The sequence below is a fragment of the Xanthomonas sp. NCPPB 3005 genome, assembly GCF_041228095.2.
In the GTDB taxonomy this organism is placed as follows: Bacteria; Pseudomonadota; Gammaproteobacteria; order Xanthomonadales; family Xanthomonadaceae; genus Xanthomonas_A; species Xanthomonas_A bonasiae.
Genome location: NZ_CP166096.2, coordinates 3,625,134 through 3,638,400, shown reverse-complemented (window position 1 = coordinate 3,638,400; position 13,267 = coordinate 3,625,134). Strand labels below are relative to the sequence as shown.

General features: G+C 69.6%; 11 protein-coding genes. 6 read left to right on the top strand and 5 right to left on the bottom strand.

From position 1 onward, the window contains the following. Positions 1-16 precede the first annotated feature (16 nt). From AB8810_RS15695 to AB8810_RS15685, 3 genes are all read right to left on the bottom strand, one after another. Positions 17-766, bottom strand: coding sequence for a nucleotidyltransferase domain-containing protein (locus tag AB8810_RS15695; protein WP_369914152.1), 750 nt, complete (start codon positions 764-766; stop codon positions 17-19). A gap of 245 nt (positions 767-1,011) precedes the next feature. Next, entirely contained in the window at positions 1,012-1,833 is an 822-nt protein-coding gene (locus AB8810_RS15690; protein ID WP_369914151.1) for a C40 family peptidase, read from the bottom strand. A 107-nt stretch (positions 1,834-1,940) separates the two neighbouring features. Next, a complete protein-coding gene (locus AB8810_RS15685) occupies positions 1,941-2,417 on the bottom strand; it encodes a C40 family peptidase (protein WP_369914150.1) in 477 nt (158 codons plus the stop codon). 176 nt (positions 2,418-2,593) lie between these two features. Here AB8810_RS15685 and AB8810_RS15680 point away from each other — a divergent pair, with 176 nt between their 5' ends. The 6 genes from AB8810_RS15680 to AB8810_RS15655 all read left to right on the top strand — a co-directional run bounded on the left by AB8810_RS15680 (position 2,594) and on the right by AB8810_RS15655 (position 8,312). Continuing rightward, positions 2,594-3,073 (top strand): peptidylprolyl isomerase, encoded by a 480-nt coding sequence (locus tag AB8810_RS15680; protein ID WP_369914149.1) that lies wholly within the window; start codon positions 2,594-2,596, stop codon positions 3,071-3,073. 169 nt (positions 3,074-3,242) lie between these two features. Next, entirely contained in the window at positions 3,243-4,520 is a 1,278-nt protein-coding gene (locus AB8810_RS15675; protein WP_369914148.1) for a DUF418 domain-containing protein, read from the top strand. Positions 4,521-4,705: 185 nt separating this feature from the next. Then, entirely contained in the window at positions 4,706-6,064 is a 1,359-nt protein-coding gene (gene gorA / locus AB8810_RS15670; RefSeq protein ID WP_369914147.1) for a glutathione-disulfide reductase, read from the top strand. A gap of 253 nt (positions 6,065-6,317) precedes the next feature. Beyond that, positions 6,318-7,253, top strand: a complete 936-nt coding sequence (locus tag AB8810_RS15665; RefSeq protein ID WP_369914146.1) for a DMT family transporter — start codon at positions 6,318-6,320, stop codon at positions 7,251-7,253. Further along, complete coding sequence (locus AB8810_RS15660) at positions 7,175-7,615, top strand: MGMT family protein (RefSeq protein ID WP_369914145.1); 441 nt, start codon at positions 7,175-7,177, stop codon at positions 7,613-7,615. Before AB8810_RS15665 ends, AB8810_RS15660 begins: the two co-directional genes overlap by 79 nt. Positions 7,616-7,655: 40 nt before the next feature. Continuing rightward, entirely contained in the window at positions 7,656-8,312 is a 657-nt protein-coding gene (locus tag AB8810_RS15655; RefSeq protein ID WP_369914144.1) for a rhomboid family intramembrane serine protease, read from the top strand. Positions 8,313-8,721: 409 nt separating this feature from the next. Here the strand turns inward: AB8810_RS15655 and AB8810_RS15650 are convergent, their stop codons facing one another. Next, entirely contained in the window at positions 8,722-10,731 is a 2,010-nt protein-coding gene (locus tag AB8810_RS15650) for a M13 family metallopeptidase (RefSeq protein WP_369914143.1), read from the bottom strand. Positions 10,732-11,013: 282 nt separating this feature from the next. Beyond that, positions 11,014-13,116, bottom strand: coding sequence for a M13 family metallopeptidase (locus AB8810_RS15645; RefSeq protein ID WP_369916678.1), 2,103 nt, complete (start codon positions 13,114-13,116; stop codon positions 11,014-11,016). Between the last annotated feature and the right edge of the window lie 151 nt (positions 13,117-13,267).

Sequence of the window (13,267 nt, the reverse complement as noted above, 5' to 3'; positions counted from 1 at the left end):
GACGCCGCGCCGCGACTCAAGCGCGCCAGTCCGCAGGCGCGGTGCGGCAGTCGCCATCGAACAGGCGGCCGCCGTGCGCGGCCAGTTCCCGTTGCGCCAGCGCGAGCACCGGCGCGCAGTCCGCGCTGGCGAACAGCGCGGCGAAGGCGTGCTCGAAGCGCTGGCCCAGCGCGGGATCGATCCGCGCGAGCAGACGCGGCGCCCATTTGCCGCTGCCGGACCAGCGGCCGCGCCCGCGCAGCGCCAGTTCCGTCAGGAGCGGGTGCAACACGGCGCCGATCGCGACGATCTCGGCGGCGCTGCGCTCGCCGCACAGGTCGTCGATCAGGTCGGTGATCTGGTAGCGCAGCGCGTCCACTTGCGCCGGCGACAGCGGCGGCGGACCGGCCTGCAGGCGTGCGGCGATCTGGCCTTGCAGGGTGCGCGCGGGTTCGCTCGCGGTGCCGACGATGCAGCCCTCGGCGATCATGTGCAGCAAACTGGGGCGGCCGCGGGCCACGTCGTCATCGAGAAACCAGGTCAGCGTGCCCGGATCGTGGACGAAGGCTTCGACCGGCACGCCGTCGGCCAGGAACGATTCGCGCCGCGCCGCGGGCAACCGCTCGTAGACCACCACTAGATCGATATCGGACAGGTGGGTGCCTTCGCCGCGCAGGATCGAGCCGGCGGCGAAGCCGAAGGCCGCCCCGTCGTAGCGGCTGGACAGCAGCGCCTGCGCGATCGCCAGCGCTTGCGCGGGTGTGGGCAGAACGGGCGCGGCCGGCATCAGTGCGCCGCCTGCCGGCACCGCGGAGGGATGGAGGAACAACGGTGCCGGTGGACACGGCGCGGCGGCGCTGCGGGCGAGGGCGGTGGCGTCATTGTGGTCCCGGGGCATGATCGAGCCGGACCAGCGTAACGTGCCGCCAGCAGGGCAGCCAGGCGCCAGGCGCCGGATGGCGAACGATCGCCACAACGAAAAAGGCCGCTGTCTCCAGCGGCCTTTCTTTTTTTGCCTGCGTGCTGCGCGGCTTACATCGCCACGCGCCGCGCCTGCACGAACTTCTCGCTCCAGTAGCCGCTGGTCAGCGTGTCCACGCGCACGTCCTTGCCGCGGCTCGGCGCGTGCAGGAAGCGGCCTTCGCCGACGTACAGGCCGACGTGGTCGACGCGGCCCTTGCGGCCGAAGAACACCAGGTCGCCCGGCGCCAGCGCGTCGCGGTCCTTGATCAGTTCGGCATTGGCCTCGCGCGCCATCTCGCGCGACACGCGCGGCAGCTCGATGCCCAGCGCGGTCCGGAACACGTAGCCGACCAGGCCGCTGCAATCGAAGCCTTCGGTGTCTTCGCCGCCCCAGCGGTACGGGGTGCCGAGCAGCGCCATGGCGCGCTTGAGCACCGACTGCACCTTGTCGCCGCCCGGGACCACGCCCTCGCGCAGCGGCGCCTGGGACACGTCGTAGTTGGCCAGCAGGCGGCTGATGTCGCCGGCGAACATCGCCGAGCGGTCCATCAGCGGAATGGTGTCGTTGGCGGCCAGATGCGGGAGCAGGGCGGCCAGGGTGGCGGTGGCGGCGGCGTCGGCCTTGCTGCGTGCGGTGGCCGGGGCCTGCGCGGCGACCGGCTTGGCGGTCGCGGGCTGGGAGGTCGTGGGAGTGGTGCTGGTGGCGCCGGCGGCGGTCATCTGCGCCGGTGCGACGGGGGCGATCGTTTCGGGGATCACGGTGTCGGCCGGAGCCGACTGGGCCAGGGCCGGAACGGCCGAGAGGCAGAGCGAGGCGGTGCAGATTAAGCGGAAGGCGGCCCGGCGGGGGACGGAGGTCTTGCCTGGAGAGGTCTTGGCTTCGGTCGTCACGCTTCGATCACAAATTCAAACGATGGGCGATGATGCCCTGTAGACGGCAAGACGAAGTTCAAATTACGTTAATATTTCGTAATTATGAATGTGAGCGCAACCACAGTTCAGTGCAGGACGCGCTTGGCGCCGGTGTAGTGGTCGCGCCAATAGGTCCCGTCCAGATAGTCCAGGCGGACCGTTCCGCCGGTGCTGGGGGCGTGCACGAAGCGGCCCTCGCCGACATAGATGCCGACATGGCTGACCGTGCCGCCGCTGCCGAAAAACACCAGATCGCCGGTGCTCAGGCGTTGCGGATCGATCCGCGGACCCTGCACCGCGGCCAGTTCGCGCGAGGTGCGCGGCAGCCGCAGGTCGAGCATGTCGCGGTAGACGTAGGCGACCAGGCCGCTGCAGTCGAAGCCGGAATCCGGGGTATTGCCGCCATAGCGGTAGGGCGTGCCGACCAGGCCCAGCGCGCGCATCAGCACCGCGTTGGCCGCGGCCGGGTCGGCCGGCGCCACCTGCGGCCAGCTGCGCACCGCCACCGGCGGCGGGCGCGACGGGCGCACCTCGTGGCGGCCGCAGGCGGCCAGCACGGCCATGCACAGCAGGACCGCCCCACAGGGAAGAAGGCGCCGCGTGGACGTTGCAACTGGCTTGTTCTGCATGGAGCCGGGATAATGCGCAACCTTAGATGGCCGCCATCATGGCGGCGCTCCCGTCGGCCGACAAGCCGTCCACACCGTCTGCCATCGGCAGCCACAGCGCAGAGTTGCACATGAAGATCGAAAAAGACCGCGTCGTCCGTTTCCACTACACCGTCTCCGAAGCCGGCCAGGCGCCGATCGAGACGTCCAAGGACCGCGATCCGCTGGTGATCCTGATCGGCCACGGCAACATCATCCCGGGCCTGGAGAACGCGATGCTGGACCAGGAAACCGGCGCCAGCTTCGGCGTCGACGTGGCCGCCAAGGACGCTTACGGCGACTACCGCGAGGGCCTGACCCAGCGCGTGCCGAAGAAGCATTTCGGCGCGACCAAGCTGCAGCCGGGCAGCCAGGTGGTCCTGCAGACCAACTTTGGCCCGCGCGCGGTGACCGTGCAGAAGGTCGGCATGAGCGTGGTCGATGTCGACCTCAACCATCCGATGGCGGGCAAGGACCTGCATTTCGACGTGGAGATCCTCGAGGTGCGCGAAGCCAAGCCGGAAGAGATCGAGCACGGCCACGTGCACGGCGAGGGCGGTCACCATCATTGAGTGAGCGCGGCGCGGGTCCCGTTGGCGGGATCCGTCTGCGCCGTGCGGGTGCGCGCTGCGCCGCCGCTGCCTGATCGGCGTGGCCGAACGGCGCGGCCGCGCTCGCCGCTCGGCCACTTCCGTACTTCATGTACTTCGCGATGCGCCTTGGCGCATGCGCGCCGCGGCGATGGATAATCGCCGGTCTTTCGTCCGGTGCCACGCCTTGGCTTCCTCCGCTCCCGTGCTGCAGCCCGTAGCGCCCGCCGAACGCATCGTCACCCTGGACGTGCTGCGCGGTTTCGCGCTGCTCGGCATCCTGCTGATGAACATCGAAGGCTTCGTCGGTCCGCTGGATACGGCGATGACCGGGCTGGATCCGCTGTTGCGCGGTGCCGATCGCGTCGCCGATGCGGCGGTCTACCTGCTGGTGCAGGGCAAGTTCTACACCTTGTTCTCGTTGTTGTTCGGCATGGGCTTTGCGGTGATGGCGCAGCGCGCGGAGGCGGCGCGGCGCGAGTTCGGCGGCTTCTTCGTGCGCCGCAGCGCGGCGCTGCTGCTGATCGGCGTGCTGCATGCGGTGCTGCTGTGGTCCGGCGACATCTTGGTCAGCTATGCGCTGCTGGCGTTCATGCTGCTGGCCTTTCGCGAGGCGCCGACGCGCTGGCTGCCGTGGATGGCGTTGGCGGTCTATCTGTGCTCGCCGCTGCTGTCGCTGCTGACCGGCGCGGTCGGCTCGGCGGCGCAGGCCGATCCGCACGGCGCCGTGCAGTGGCGGCAGGTCATGGCCGAGCAGGCGCAGCGCGCGGCGGCGGCGCTGGAACAGCAGCGCCAGGTGTTCGGCCACGGCAGCTACGCGCAGGCGACCGCGCAGCGCCTGCGCGACCTGATCGATGCGCTGGGTACGCTGGTGTTCAATGCGCCGACCATCTTCGGCATGTTCCTGCTCGGCGCATGGTGCGTGCGCAGCGGCCTGGCGCAGCAGCCGCAGCGGCGTCCGCGGCTGCTGGCGGCGCTGCGCTGGGGCGTGCTGCCGGCGGGCATGGCGCTGATGCTGCTGAGCTTCCGGCTGGAACCGTGGATGGATCCGGCGCGCCTGGACCTGCGCCTGGCCAGCGCGTTCGCCTTGGCCACCGTGGCCAGCGGGATGATGGCGCTGGGCTATGCGGCCTGGTTGCTGCGCTTCGCCCCGGCGCTGCGCTGGCTGGCACCGGCCGGGCGCATGGCGCTGAGCAACTATCTGCTGCAGTCGCTGCTGTGCACCACGCTGTTCTATGGCTATGGCCTGGGCTATTTCGAGCGCCTGCCGCGCGTCTGGCAGATCCCGTTCGCGTTCGCGCTGTTCGCGCTGCAGGTGGTGGCGTCGCAGCTGTGGCTGCGCCATTTCCGCTTCGGTCCGGCGGAATGGCTGTGGCGTTCGGCGAGCTATCTGCGTTGGCAACCGATGCGCCGTCATGGCACTGCCTGAAACGCGACTGCCCATGACGATGCGCCGACCCCGTGTATGCCGCGGCATCCTCACGCGTGGCTCGCCACCGCGCGTGGCATGCTCGGAATCAGCATGAACAACACGACAGGACAACCGATGGCCGACCAGAGAGGCGGGCAGTCGCCCGCGATCGACCCCACGCCGTACCTCGGGGAGCGTGTGCAGTGACCGATGCCGTCTACGACTACGACCTGCTGGTGCTCGGCGGCGGTTCCGGCGGCCTGGCCACCGCGTTCCGCGCCGCCGGCCTCGGCGCGCGCGTGGCGATTCTGGAGCCGGGCGCGCTCGGCGGCACCTGCGTCAACATCGGGTGCGTGCCGAAGAAGGCGATGTGGCTGGCCGCCGACCTGGTCGGGCGCATCGACCTGGCCCGCGCCATCGGTTTTTCCATCCCCAGTTCCACCTTGTCGTGGCCGGAACTGGTGGCGCATCGCCAGGGCTATATCGGCAACATCCATGGCAGCTACCGGCGGCGCCTGGATGCCGACGGCGTGGTGCTGATTCCGCAGCGCGGCCGGCTGCTGGACGCGCATACGGTGGAATGCGGCGACGGCGTGCGGGTCAGCGCCGGCCACGTGGTGATCGCCACCGGCGCGCATGCGCTGCGGCCGCCGATCGAGGGCGCCGAACTGGGCCTGGTGTCGGACGATTTCTTCAATCTGTGCGAGGCGCCGCCGCGCGTGGCCATCGTCGGCGGCGGTTATATCGCGGTGGAGTTGGCCGGCCTGCTGCAGGCGCTGGGCAGCCGCGTCGATCTGTTCGTGCAGGGCGAACGCCTGCTGGAGCGTTTCGATGCGGAACTGGCGCGGCAGCTCGGCGAGAACCTGCGCCATCAGGGCGTGCGCCTGCATTTCGGCTATCGTGCCACGGCCCTGCGCCGCGGCGAGCAGGGCCTGCACTTGCACGACGGCGACGGGCAGCCGAGCGAGCCCGTGGACCAGGTGTTCTTCGCGATCGGGCGGCGTCCGAACAGCAAGGACATCGGCCTGGAAGCGCTGGGCGTGCGCATCGGCGACAAGTGCGAGATCGTGGTCGACGATTACCAGAACACCGACGTGCCGGGGCTGTACGCGATCGGCGACGTGGCCGGCAAGGTCGGCCTGACCCCCGTGGCGATCGCGGCCGGACGCAAGCTGATGGATCGCCTGTTCGGCGACCAGCCGCAGGCGCGGCTGGACTACGACAACGTGCCCAGCGTGGTGTTCTCGCATCCGCCGCTGGGCCAGGTCGGCCTGGGCGAGGAGCAGGCGCGGGCACGCTACGGCGACGCGGTGACGGTGTATCGCAGCAATTTCCGGCCGATGCTGCATGCGCTGGCCGACGCGCCGCAGCGCAGCCTGTTCAAGCTGGTCTGCGCCGGCGAGGACGAACGGGTGGTCGGTTTCCATCTGCTCGGCGACGGCGCCGACGAGATCCTGCAGGGTTTCGCGGTGGCGCTGAAGCTGGGCGTGACCAAGCGCCAGCTGGAAGACACGGTGGCGATCCATCCGACCTCGGCCGAGGAAGTGGTGCTGATGCGCTGAGGCGCGCGCCGTTGCGGTGCTGCTGCATGTTGTTGCGCCGAAACCAGGGAGGGCGCGGGCAAGGCGACGTTCGAGCGGTGCGGTCATCCGCCTTAGTGCAGTGCATTGCGGCGCCGGCGTTATGCAGGCTGGTTGCGGGTGGTTCGCGCCGATGTGCTCCGCTCTGCCGCATCGGTAGCGCTGCTGCAGCGGGCAGCGGCCGTAGAATGGGCGGCATGCACGATGTTCGTTTCCGCTTCGGCGCCGGTCCGCGATGAGCGCCTCCGAGCGCTCGACCGCCGCTCCGCTGGCGACGGCGCATGCCGACCTGGGCGGCGTGCTGCTGGCCGCCGGCGGCGCGATCGCGTTTTCCGGCAAGGCGATCATCGTCAAGCTCGGCTATCGCTACGGGGTGGACGCGGTGACCCTGCTGGCGCTGCGCATGCTGGTGGCCTTGCCGTGTTTCGCGGCGATGGCGCTGTGGGCCGCGCGCCGGGCGCCGCCGCTGCAGCGCGGCGACCGCTGGCGCATCGGCGCGCTCGGCGTGCTCGGCTACTACCTGGCCAGCTACCTGGATTTCCTCGGCCTGGCCTATATCACCGCGACGCTCGAGCGGCTGATCCTGTATCTGACCCCGACCCTGGTGTTGCTGATCGGCGTGCTCGCGTTCCGCCGCCGGCCGCAACGCCGCCAGTTGTGGGCGCTGGCGCTGAGCTATCTCGGCGTGCTGCTCGCCTTCGGCCACGACCTGCAGGTCGGCGGCGCGCGTACCGCCTGGGGCAGCCTGCTGGTGTTCGGCAGCGCGCTGGCCTATGCGCTGTACCTGGTCGGCAGCGGGCAGATGGTGGCGCGGATCGGCGCGGTGCGGCTGACCGCCTACGCCAGCCTGGTCGCCTGCGTGCTGTGCATCGCCCAGTTCCTGCTGCTGCGGCCGCTGCACGCCTTGCTGCTGCCCACGCCGGTGTACTGGCTGTCGCTGCTCAACGGCACGCTGTGCACGGCGGTGCCGGTGCTGGCGACGATGCTGGCGGTGCGGCGGATCGGCTCGGGCCTGGCGTCGCAGATCGGCATGCTCGGCCCGGTCTCGACCATCGTGCTCAGCGTGCTGTTGCTGGGCGAGGCGATGGGACCGTGGCAGATCGTCGGCACGCTGCTGGTGCTGGGCGGGGTGCTGACGGTGTCGCGGCCGGCACGGACGGTGCCGGCATGAGCGGGCAGGATTCCACGTCGGCTGCCAACGCCTCGGCGGCGGCCCAGGCACGGATCCTGGCGACGATCCGCGCGATCCCGTCCGGCCAGGTGCGCTGCTATGGCGAGGTGGCGATGCTGGCCGGCTTGCCCGGCCGCGCGCGCCTGGTCGCGCGGGTGCTCGGCGGCAACGCCGATCCGGCGCTGCCCTGGCACCGGGTGCTGCGCAGCGACGGGCGCATCGCCTTCCCGGAAGGCTCGCGCGGCTTTCGCGAACAGTGCCAGCGGCTGCGCGCCGAAGGCGTGGCGGTGCAGGGCGGACGGGTGAAGCGTGCCCCAACGCCGGCGCGCGACCTCGACGCGGCGTTATGGGGGCCGCGATAGCGAGCGGCTATGATGGTCGGCAGTTGCCACGGACACGACCATGTTTCCCAGACTTCCGCCTGTTACCCAAGCCCTGCTGATCGGCAATGTGGTGGTGTTCCTGCTGCAGCTGCTGCTGGGCGACGACACCTTCGCGCCGTTCATGCTGTGGCCGCTCAGCGACTTCGATGCGTTTTCGCCGGGACAGAATTTCCAGATCTGGCAGCTGCTGACCTATGGCTTCCTGCATGGCGGCTTCTCGCACCTGTTGTTCAACATGCTGGCGCTGTACATGTTCGGCGGGCCGCTGGAGCAGACCTGGGGCAACAAGCGCTTCCTGACCTATTACCTGGTGTGCGTGGCCGGCGCCGGCCTGTGCCAGCTGCTGGTGGGCTGGTGGACGGTGAGCAACGGCGGCGATCCGTATCCGACCCTGGGCGCGTCCGGCGGCGTCTTCGGCCTGCTGCTGGCGTTCGGCATGCTGTTCCCGAACCAGCGGGTGATGCTGCTGTTCCCGCCGATCCCGATGAAGGCGCGCACCTTCGTGATCGTGTTCGGCGCGCTGGAGCTGATCATGGGCTTCACCGGCTGGCAGCCGGGGGTGGCGCATTTCGCGCACCTGGGCGGCATGCTGTTCGGCTGGCTGCTGATCCGCTACTGGCGCGGGCAGCCGCCGTTCGGCAAGCGCAAGCCGCCGCGGCCGCGGATCGTGCGCTGAGGGACGTCGGCCTGCAGCGACGAGCGCCGCTGTGGTGAGTTGGGTGAGTTGGTCCGGCGTGCGCCGCGAACGCTCCTGAGCGGCGATCCGACATGGCCGCATGCAACGCGGCCACTGTCCACTTCGGCGGCGATGTTTTGCGACGCGCTCTTGGCGCATTTCGGGGGTGGGTGCATGCGCACCGCCGCAACCGACCGAGCGTGCGTTCGAGCGCATCGGGCACGTATCGTCGCAGCTGGAATGGCTTTGCGAGACGCCATCGGCTGATGGCGCGGCGCGCTGGCTTGGTCGCGCCGACGGCCGTTGCCAAACGCCGAGACGCTGGCGGGTTGTGCCGATCGCCATCGCCACAACGCACGACGGCGCGGTTGCCCGCGCCGTCGTGCATGCACTGCCTGGCGAATTGCGGTTACGGCCAGACGCGAATCTGCTCGGCGTCGCTGCGCACCATCGGCTGGCCGGCCTTGCAGGTGAAGGCGGCGGCGAAGGAGGGCAGGTTGGCCAGCGGACCGTTGGCGCGCCAGCGACCGGGCGCGTGCACGTCGGCGGTGACGCGTTGCACTGCCTCGTTCGGCGACAGCTGCTGCGCCCACAGGCCGGCCCAGGCCTTGTAGAACGCCTGCTTGCCGGCGTCGCCGGCGGCCGGCTGGGCGGCGGCATACGCCTGCCAGGCCAGTTCGACGCTGCCGATGTCGGTCAGGTCCTGTTCCTGGGTCAGCTGGCCGTTGACCTTGGCGCCCTTCACGCCGGGGAAGTCGTAGGCGCCGTACTGCGCGGCGGCGCGCGCGCTCAGTGCGGTCCACGCGCTCTTGTCTTCCGGGGTCCACCAGTTGCGCAGTTCGCCCTTGGCGTCGACCTGGCTGCCCTTGCTGTCGATCGCGCCGATCAGTTCGTGCGCGACCAGCGCGCCGTAGCCGCCGTACAGCGCGGCGGCATCGCCACCGGCGACGAACACCGGCGGCTGCAGCACCGCGGCGGTGACGATCAGGCGGTTCTGGGCCAGGTCGTAGGTCAGCGCCGGCTGCTGCGGCAGCACGTCCCAGCGGCGGTCGGCATTGCCCTTGCCGATGCGCTTCATTTCCTCGCGGTGGCGCCAGGTGGAGGCGATCAGCATGTTGCCGCCGAAGCTGCCGCGGCCCATCGGCTGCACGCTGTAGTCCAGGTCGCGGCGCGGCGCGCCGACTTCGATCTTCAGCGCGGCCAGCTTGGCCTGCGCTTCGGCGCGCGCCGACTCGCTCAGCCAGGTGTTGCGCTTGATCGCGGCGATCTCGGTGTCGCGCACCTGGTCGGCGATGCTCTCGGCCTGGCGGCGGGTGTCGGCGTTGAGATAGCGGCCGACGTACTCGCGGCCCAGCATCGGGCCGGCGGCGACGTTGATCGCGTCCAGCACCTGCGACCAGCGCTGCGGCGGCAGGGTCTGGCCTTCCAGCACGCGGCCGCGGAACTCGAAGCTGGCGTCGCGGAAGCTCTTGGACAGGTACGGCGCCATCGCGTCGCCGACGCGCCAGCGCAGGTAGGCCTTCCATTGATCGGGCTTGATGCTGACGATCATGCCGTCGAGCTGCTTGAACATGTCCGGATCGGCCATCGACACCAGGTCGTCGTTGACGCCCTGCGCCTTCAGGAACGCGTCCAGCTGCAGGTTGCGGTACTGCTTGTTCAACTCCTTGGTGGAGATCGGCGCGTAGTTGTTGAACGGGTTGTTGATGCCGGCCAGCGACTTGGCGCTGCGCGCCAGCGCGGTCTCGATCTGCAGCACCGACTGGGTGTCGGCCTCGAGCTTGGCCGCCGGGGTGCCGGTCAGGGTCAGGATCTGCTTGACGTAGGCGCGGTAGCGGCCCATCAGCGCCACGGTGTCGGCGTCGGTGCGGGTGTAGAAGGCCGGGTCGGGCAGGCCCATGCCGCCCTGCATGAAGTAGCCGATATGGCGGTCCAGCGCCTTCAGGTCGACGTCGGCGCCGAAGTTGAACGCCACCGGGATGCCGATCTGGTGCAGCGCGGCGATCGAGGCCGGGACCTCCTTGGCCTTCTTGATCGCGTCGATGCGGCTGAGCAGCGGTGCGATCGGGTTGGAACCGTCCTTCTCCACCGCCGCTTCGTCCAGGCCGCTGGCCCAGAAATCGCCCAGCGCCTTCTGCACGTCGTTCTGCGGCGACTGCATCGACGCGTCGAGCAGGTCGCGCTGCTGTTGCTGCGCGCGCGCGGACAACTGGCCCAGGGCGGTGACCGCGCCGGTCTGCGGCAGCGGGTTGCTCTTCAGCCAGTCGGCGTTGGCGTAGTCGTAGAAATCGGTGCAGGCGGCGCTGACGACGGGCGCCTTGGCGGCGGCGCGCTTCTTCTTGGGCGCGGCATCGGCGGTGGACGCCAGGGCGATCAGGCCGAGGGCGACAGCGAGGGCAAGCGGACGGGCATTGAGCATCGGGAGCGAATCCGGTCAGGATTAAAGTCGGCGGAGTTTAACAAGCTGCGGCCCGCAGCTGTGTCCATGCTGCGGCGCGGCTTTGCCTAACCGGTTCAGATGGATGCGCGGGTGGGTGCGGGGCGGTCGTGCGTGTGTCGCCGGCGCGTTGTCGCACACGCATCCAGGCGTGCGGTGCCGGCCGCTTCCGCGCCAGCGAGGGCTTCCGCGGCATGGCGCGCAGCGCGCAAAGAAAAGGCCCGGACATGCCGGGCCTTCTCGGGTTGCAGCGGATCGCCAGACTTACCAGATCACGACCTGCTTGTCGCCGGCGCGCACCATCGGCGATCCGGGCTTGCACTGGAACGCGGCGGCGAAGGCCGGCAGGTTCGACGGCGCGCCCATCGCGCGGAACTGCGCCGGGGCGTGCGGGTCGGTGGTCAGGCGCACCGCCGCGTTCTGCGGGGTGTACTTGGTGCGCCACACGGTGGCCCAGTTGAGGAAGAAGTTCTGGTCGCGGGTCATGCCGCCGACCTTCGGATCGTCCTTGCCCTCGGTGGCCTTCTTCATCGCGTCGTAGGCGGTGGACAGGCCGCCCAGGTCGGCGATGTTCTCGCCCAGGGTCAGCTTGCCGTTGACCGGCTTGCCGTCCACCTTGTACTCGTCGAACTGCTTGACAAGCTTGCCGGTGAGCCCGGCGAAGTTCTTGGCGTCGGCCGGCGTCCACCAGTTCTCGAAGTTGCCGGTCGGCCCGAAGCGCGCGCCCTGGTCGTCGTAGCCGTGGGTCATCTCGTGGCCGATCACCGCGCCGATGCCGCCATAGTTGAACGCGTCGTCGGCATTGGGATCGAAGAACGGCGGCTGCAGGATCGCGGCCGGGAACACGATCTCGTTCTGCAGCGGGTTGTAGTAGGCATTGACCGTCTGCGGGGTCATGCCCCATTCGGTCTTGTCCACCGGCTTGCCGATCTTGCTCAGGTTGTACTTGTAGTTGAACGCGGTGGCCGCGCGCACGTTGTCCAGGTAGCTGTCGCGCTGGGTGCTCAGGCCGCTGTAGTCGCGCCACTTGTCCGGGTAGCCGATCTTCGGGGTGAAGGTCTCCCACTTGGCGATCGCCTTGGCCTTGGTCTCCGGGCTCATCCAGGTGACGTTCTCGATGCGCGCCTTCAGCGCCTGGCGCAGGTTGTCCACCAGCTGCTGCATCTTGCTCTTGGCGTCGCGCGAGAACGCCACCTTGACGTACATCTGGCCCATCGCCTCGCCGGCGCCGTCCTCGATGCTGCCGAGCACGCGCTTCCAGCGCGGCTTCATCTCGGCCTGGCCGTTGAGCTCCTTGCCGTAGAACGCGAAGCTCTCCTGCGCGAACGCATCGCTCAGGTACGGCGAAGCGCTGTCGACGGTGTGGAAGCGCAGGTAGGCGCGCCACACCGACGGGTCGGTGTCGCCCAGCGCCTTGCTCACTTCCTGGTGGAACGCCGGGATCGCCAGCGAGAACTTCTCCGGCACCGCCACGCCCTGCGATTCGAAGAACTTGGTCCACGGGAAGTTCGGGGCCAGCTTGTCGGCCTCGGCCGGGGTCACCGGGTTGTAGGACAGCTCGGCGTCGCGCGACATCTGCTCGCTGGACTTGGAGACCTTGGCCAGGCGCGTTTCCAGCGCCACCACGTCCTTGGCCTGCTTGGCCGCATCGGCGGCCGGCACTCCGGACAGCTCCAGCACCTTGGCCACGTGCGCCTGGTAGGCGTTGAGCTTGTCCTTCTTGTCGGCATCGAAGTAATAGCCGCGGTCGGGCAGGCCCAGGCCGCCCTGCATCGCGTAGGCCATGTTCATCGAGGAGTTCTTGAAATCGGCCTCGGCGCCGAAGCCGAACAGGCCGTTCTCGCCCTTGGCCGCGCTCTGGCGCAGGTACTCGGCCACCGCCGGGCCGTCCTTGAGGCCGTCGATCGCGGCCAGGTCGGCCTTCAGCGGCTCGATGCCCTGCGCGTTGACCTTGGCTTCGTCCATGCCCGAGGACCAGAAATCGCCGACGATCTTGTCCACGCCCTGCGCGTTGGCCGCAGCGGCGGCCTGCTCGGCCAACTGGTGCTGCACGGCGACCGAGCGCTCGTCCAGGATCGAGAACGCGCCCCAGCTGCTGCGGTCCTTGGGAATTTCGTTGGCGGCCAGCCACTTGCCGTTGACGTAGCCGGCGAAGTCGCTGCAGGCCTCCTTGGTCGGGTCCAGGTCGTTGGCGCTGAACGCGTTGTAGGGCGGCAGCTTGCTGGTGTCGAGCTTCAGCTCGGCCGGCGCGGCGGCAGGCGCCGGCGCGCCGGCCTCGGTCTTGGCGGTGTCGGCGGCGGGCGCTGCCGCGTCGGGCTTGTTGCAGCCGCTCAGGGCGGCGCTCACGGCCAGGGTCAACAACAGCATCTGGGGATTGCGAAAGGTCACAAGGAAGCTCCAAGCCAGCGTGGATACGGAATGGCCCTAAGGGCCGTGGCGAGACTGTACGCCGCTGCCCGGGGTTTCAGGGGTGTCGAAGGTCATGGGCCGGGCGCCCGCGCTCAGCGGGCCTCGCTCA

What these genes read in the sequence shown, in the direction of transcription:
- AB8810_RS15685 (WP_369914150.1), bottom strand. Translation starts at nt 2,417, where the DNA reads ATGGCCGTGCTGGCCGCCTGCGGCCGCCACGAGGTGCGCCCGTCGCGC.
- AB8810_RS15645 (WP_369916678.1), bottom strand. Translation starts at nt 13,116, where the DNA reads ATGCTGTTGTTGACCCTGGCCGTGAGCGCCGCCCTGAGCGGCTGCAAC.
- AB8810_RS15665 (WP_369914146.1), top strand. Translation starts at nt 6,318, where the DNA reads ATGAGCGCCTCCGAGCGCTCGACCGCCGCTCCGCTGGCGACGGCGCAT.
- AB8810_RS15675 (WP_369914148.1), top strand. Translation starts at nt 3,243, where the DNA reads ATGGATAATCGCCGGTCTTTCGTCCGGTGCCACGCCTTGGCTTCCTCC.
- AB8810_RS15695 (WP_369914152.1), bottom strand. Translation starts at nt 766, where the DNA reads ATGCCGGCCGCGCCCGTTCTGCCCACACCCGCGCAAGCGCTGGCGATC.
- AB8810_RS15650 (WP_369914143.1), bottom strand. Translation starts at nt 10,731, where the DNA reads ATGCTCAATGCCCGTCCGCTTGCCCTCGCTGTCGCCCTCGGCCTGATC.
- AB8810_RS15680 (WP_369914149.1), top strand. Translation starts at nt 2,594, where the DNA reads ATGAAGATCGAAAAAGACCGCGTCGTCCGTTTCCACTACACCGTCTCC.
- AB8810_RS15655 (WP_369914144.1), top strand. Translation starts at nt 7,656, where the DNA reads ATGTTTCCCAGACTTCCGCCTGTTACCCAAGCCCTGCTGATCGGCAAT.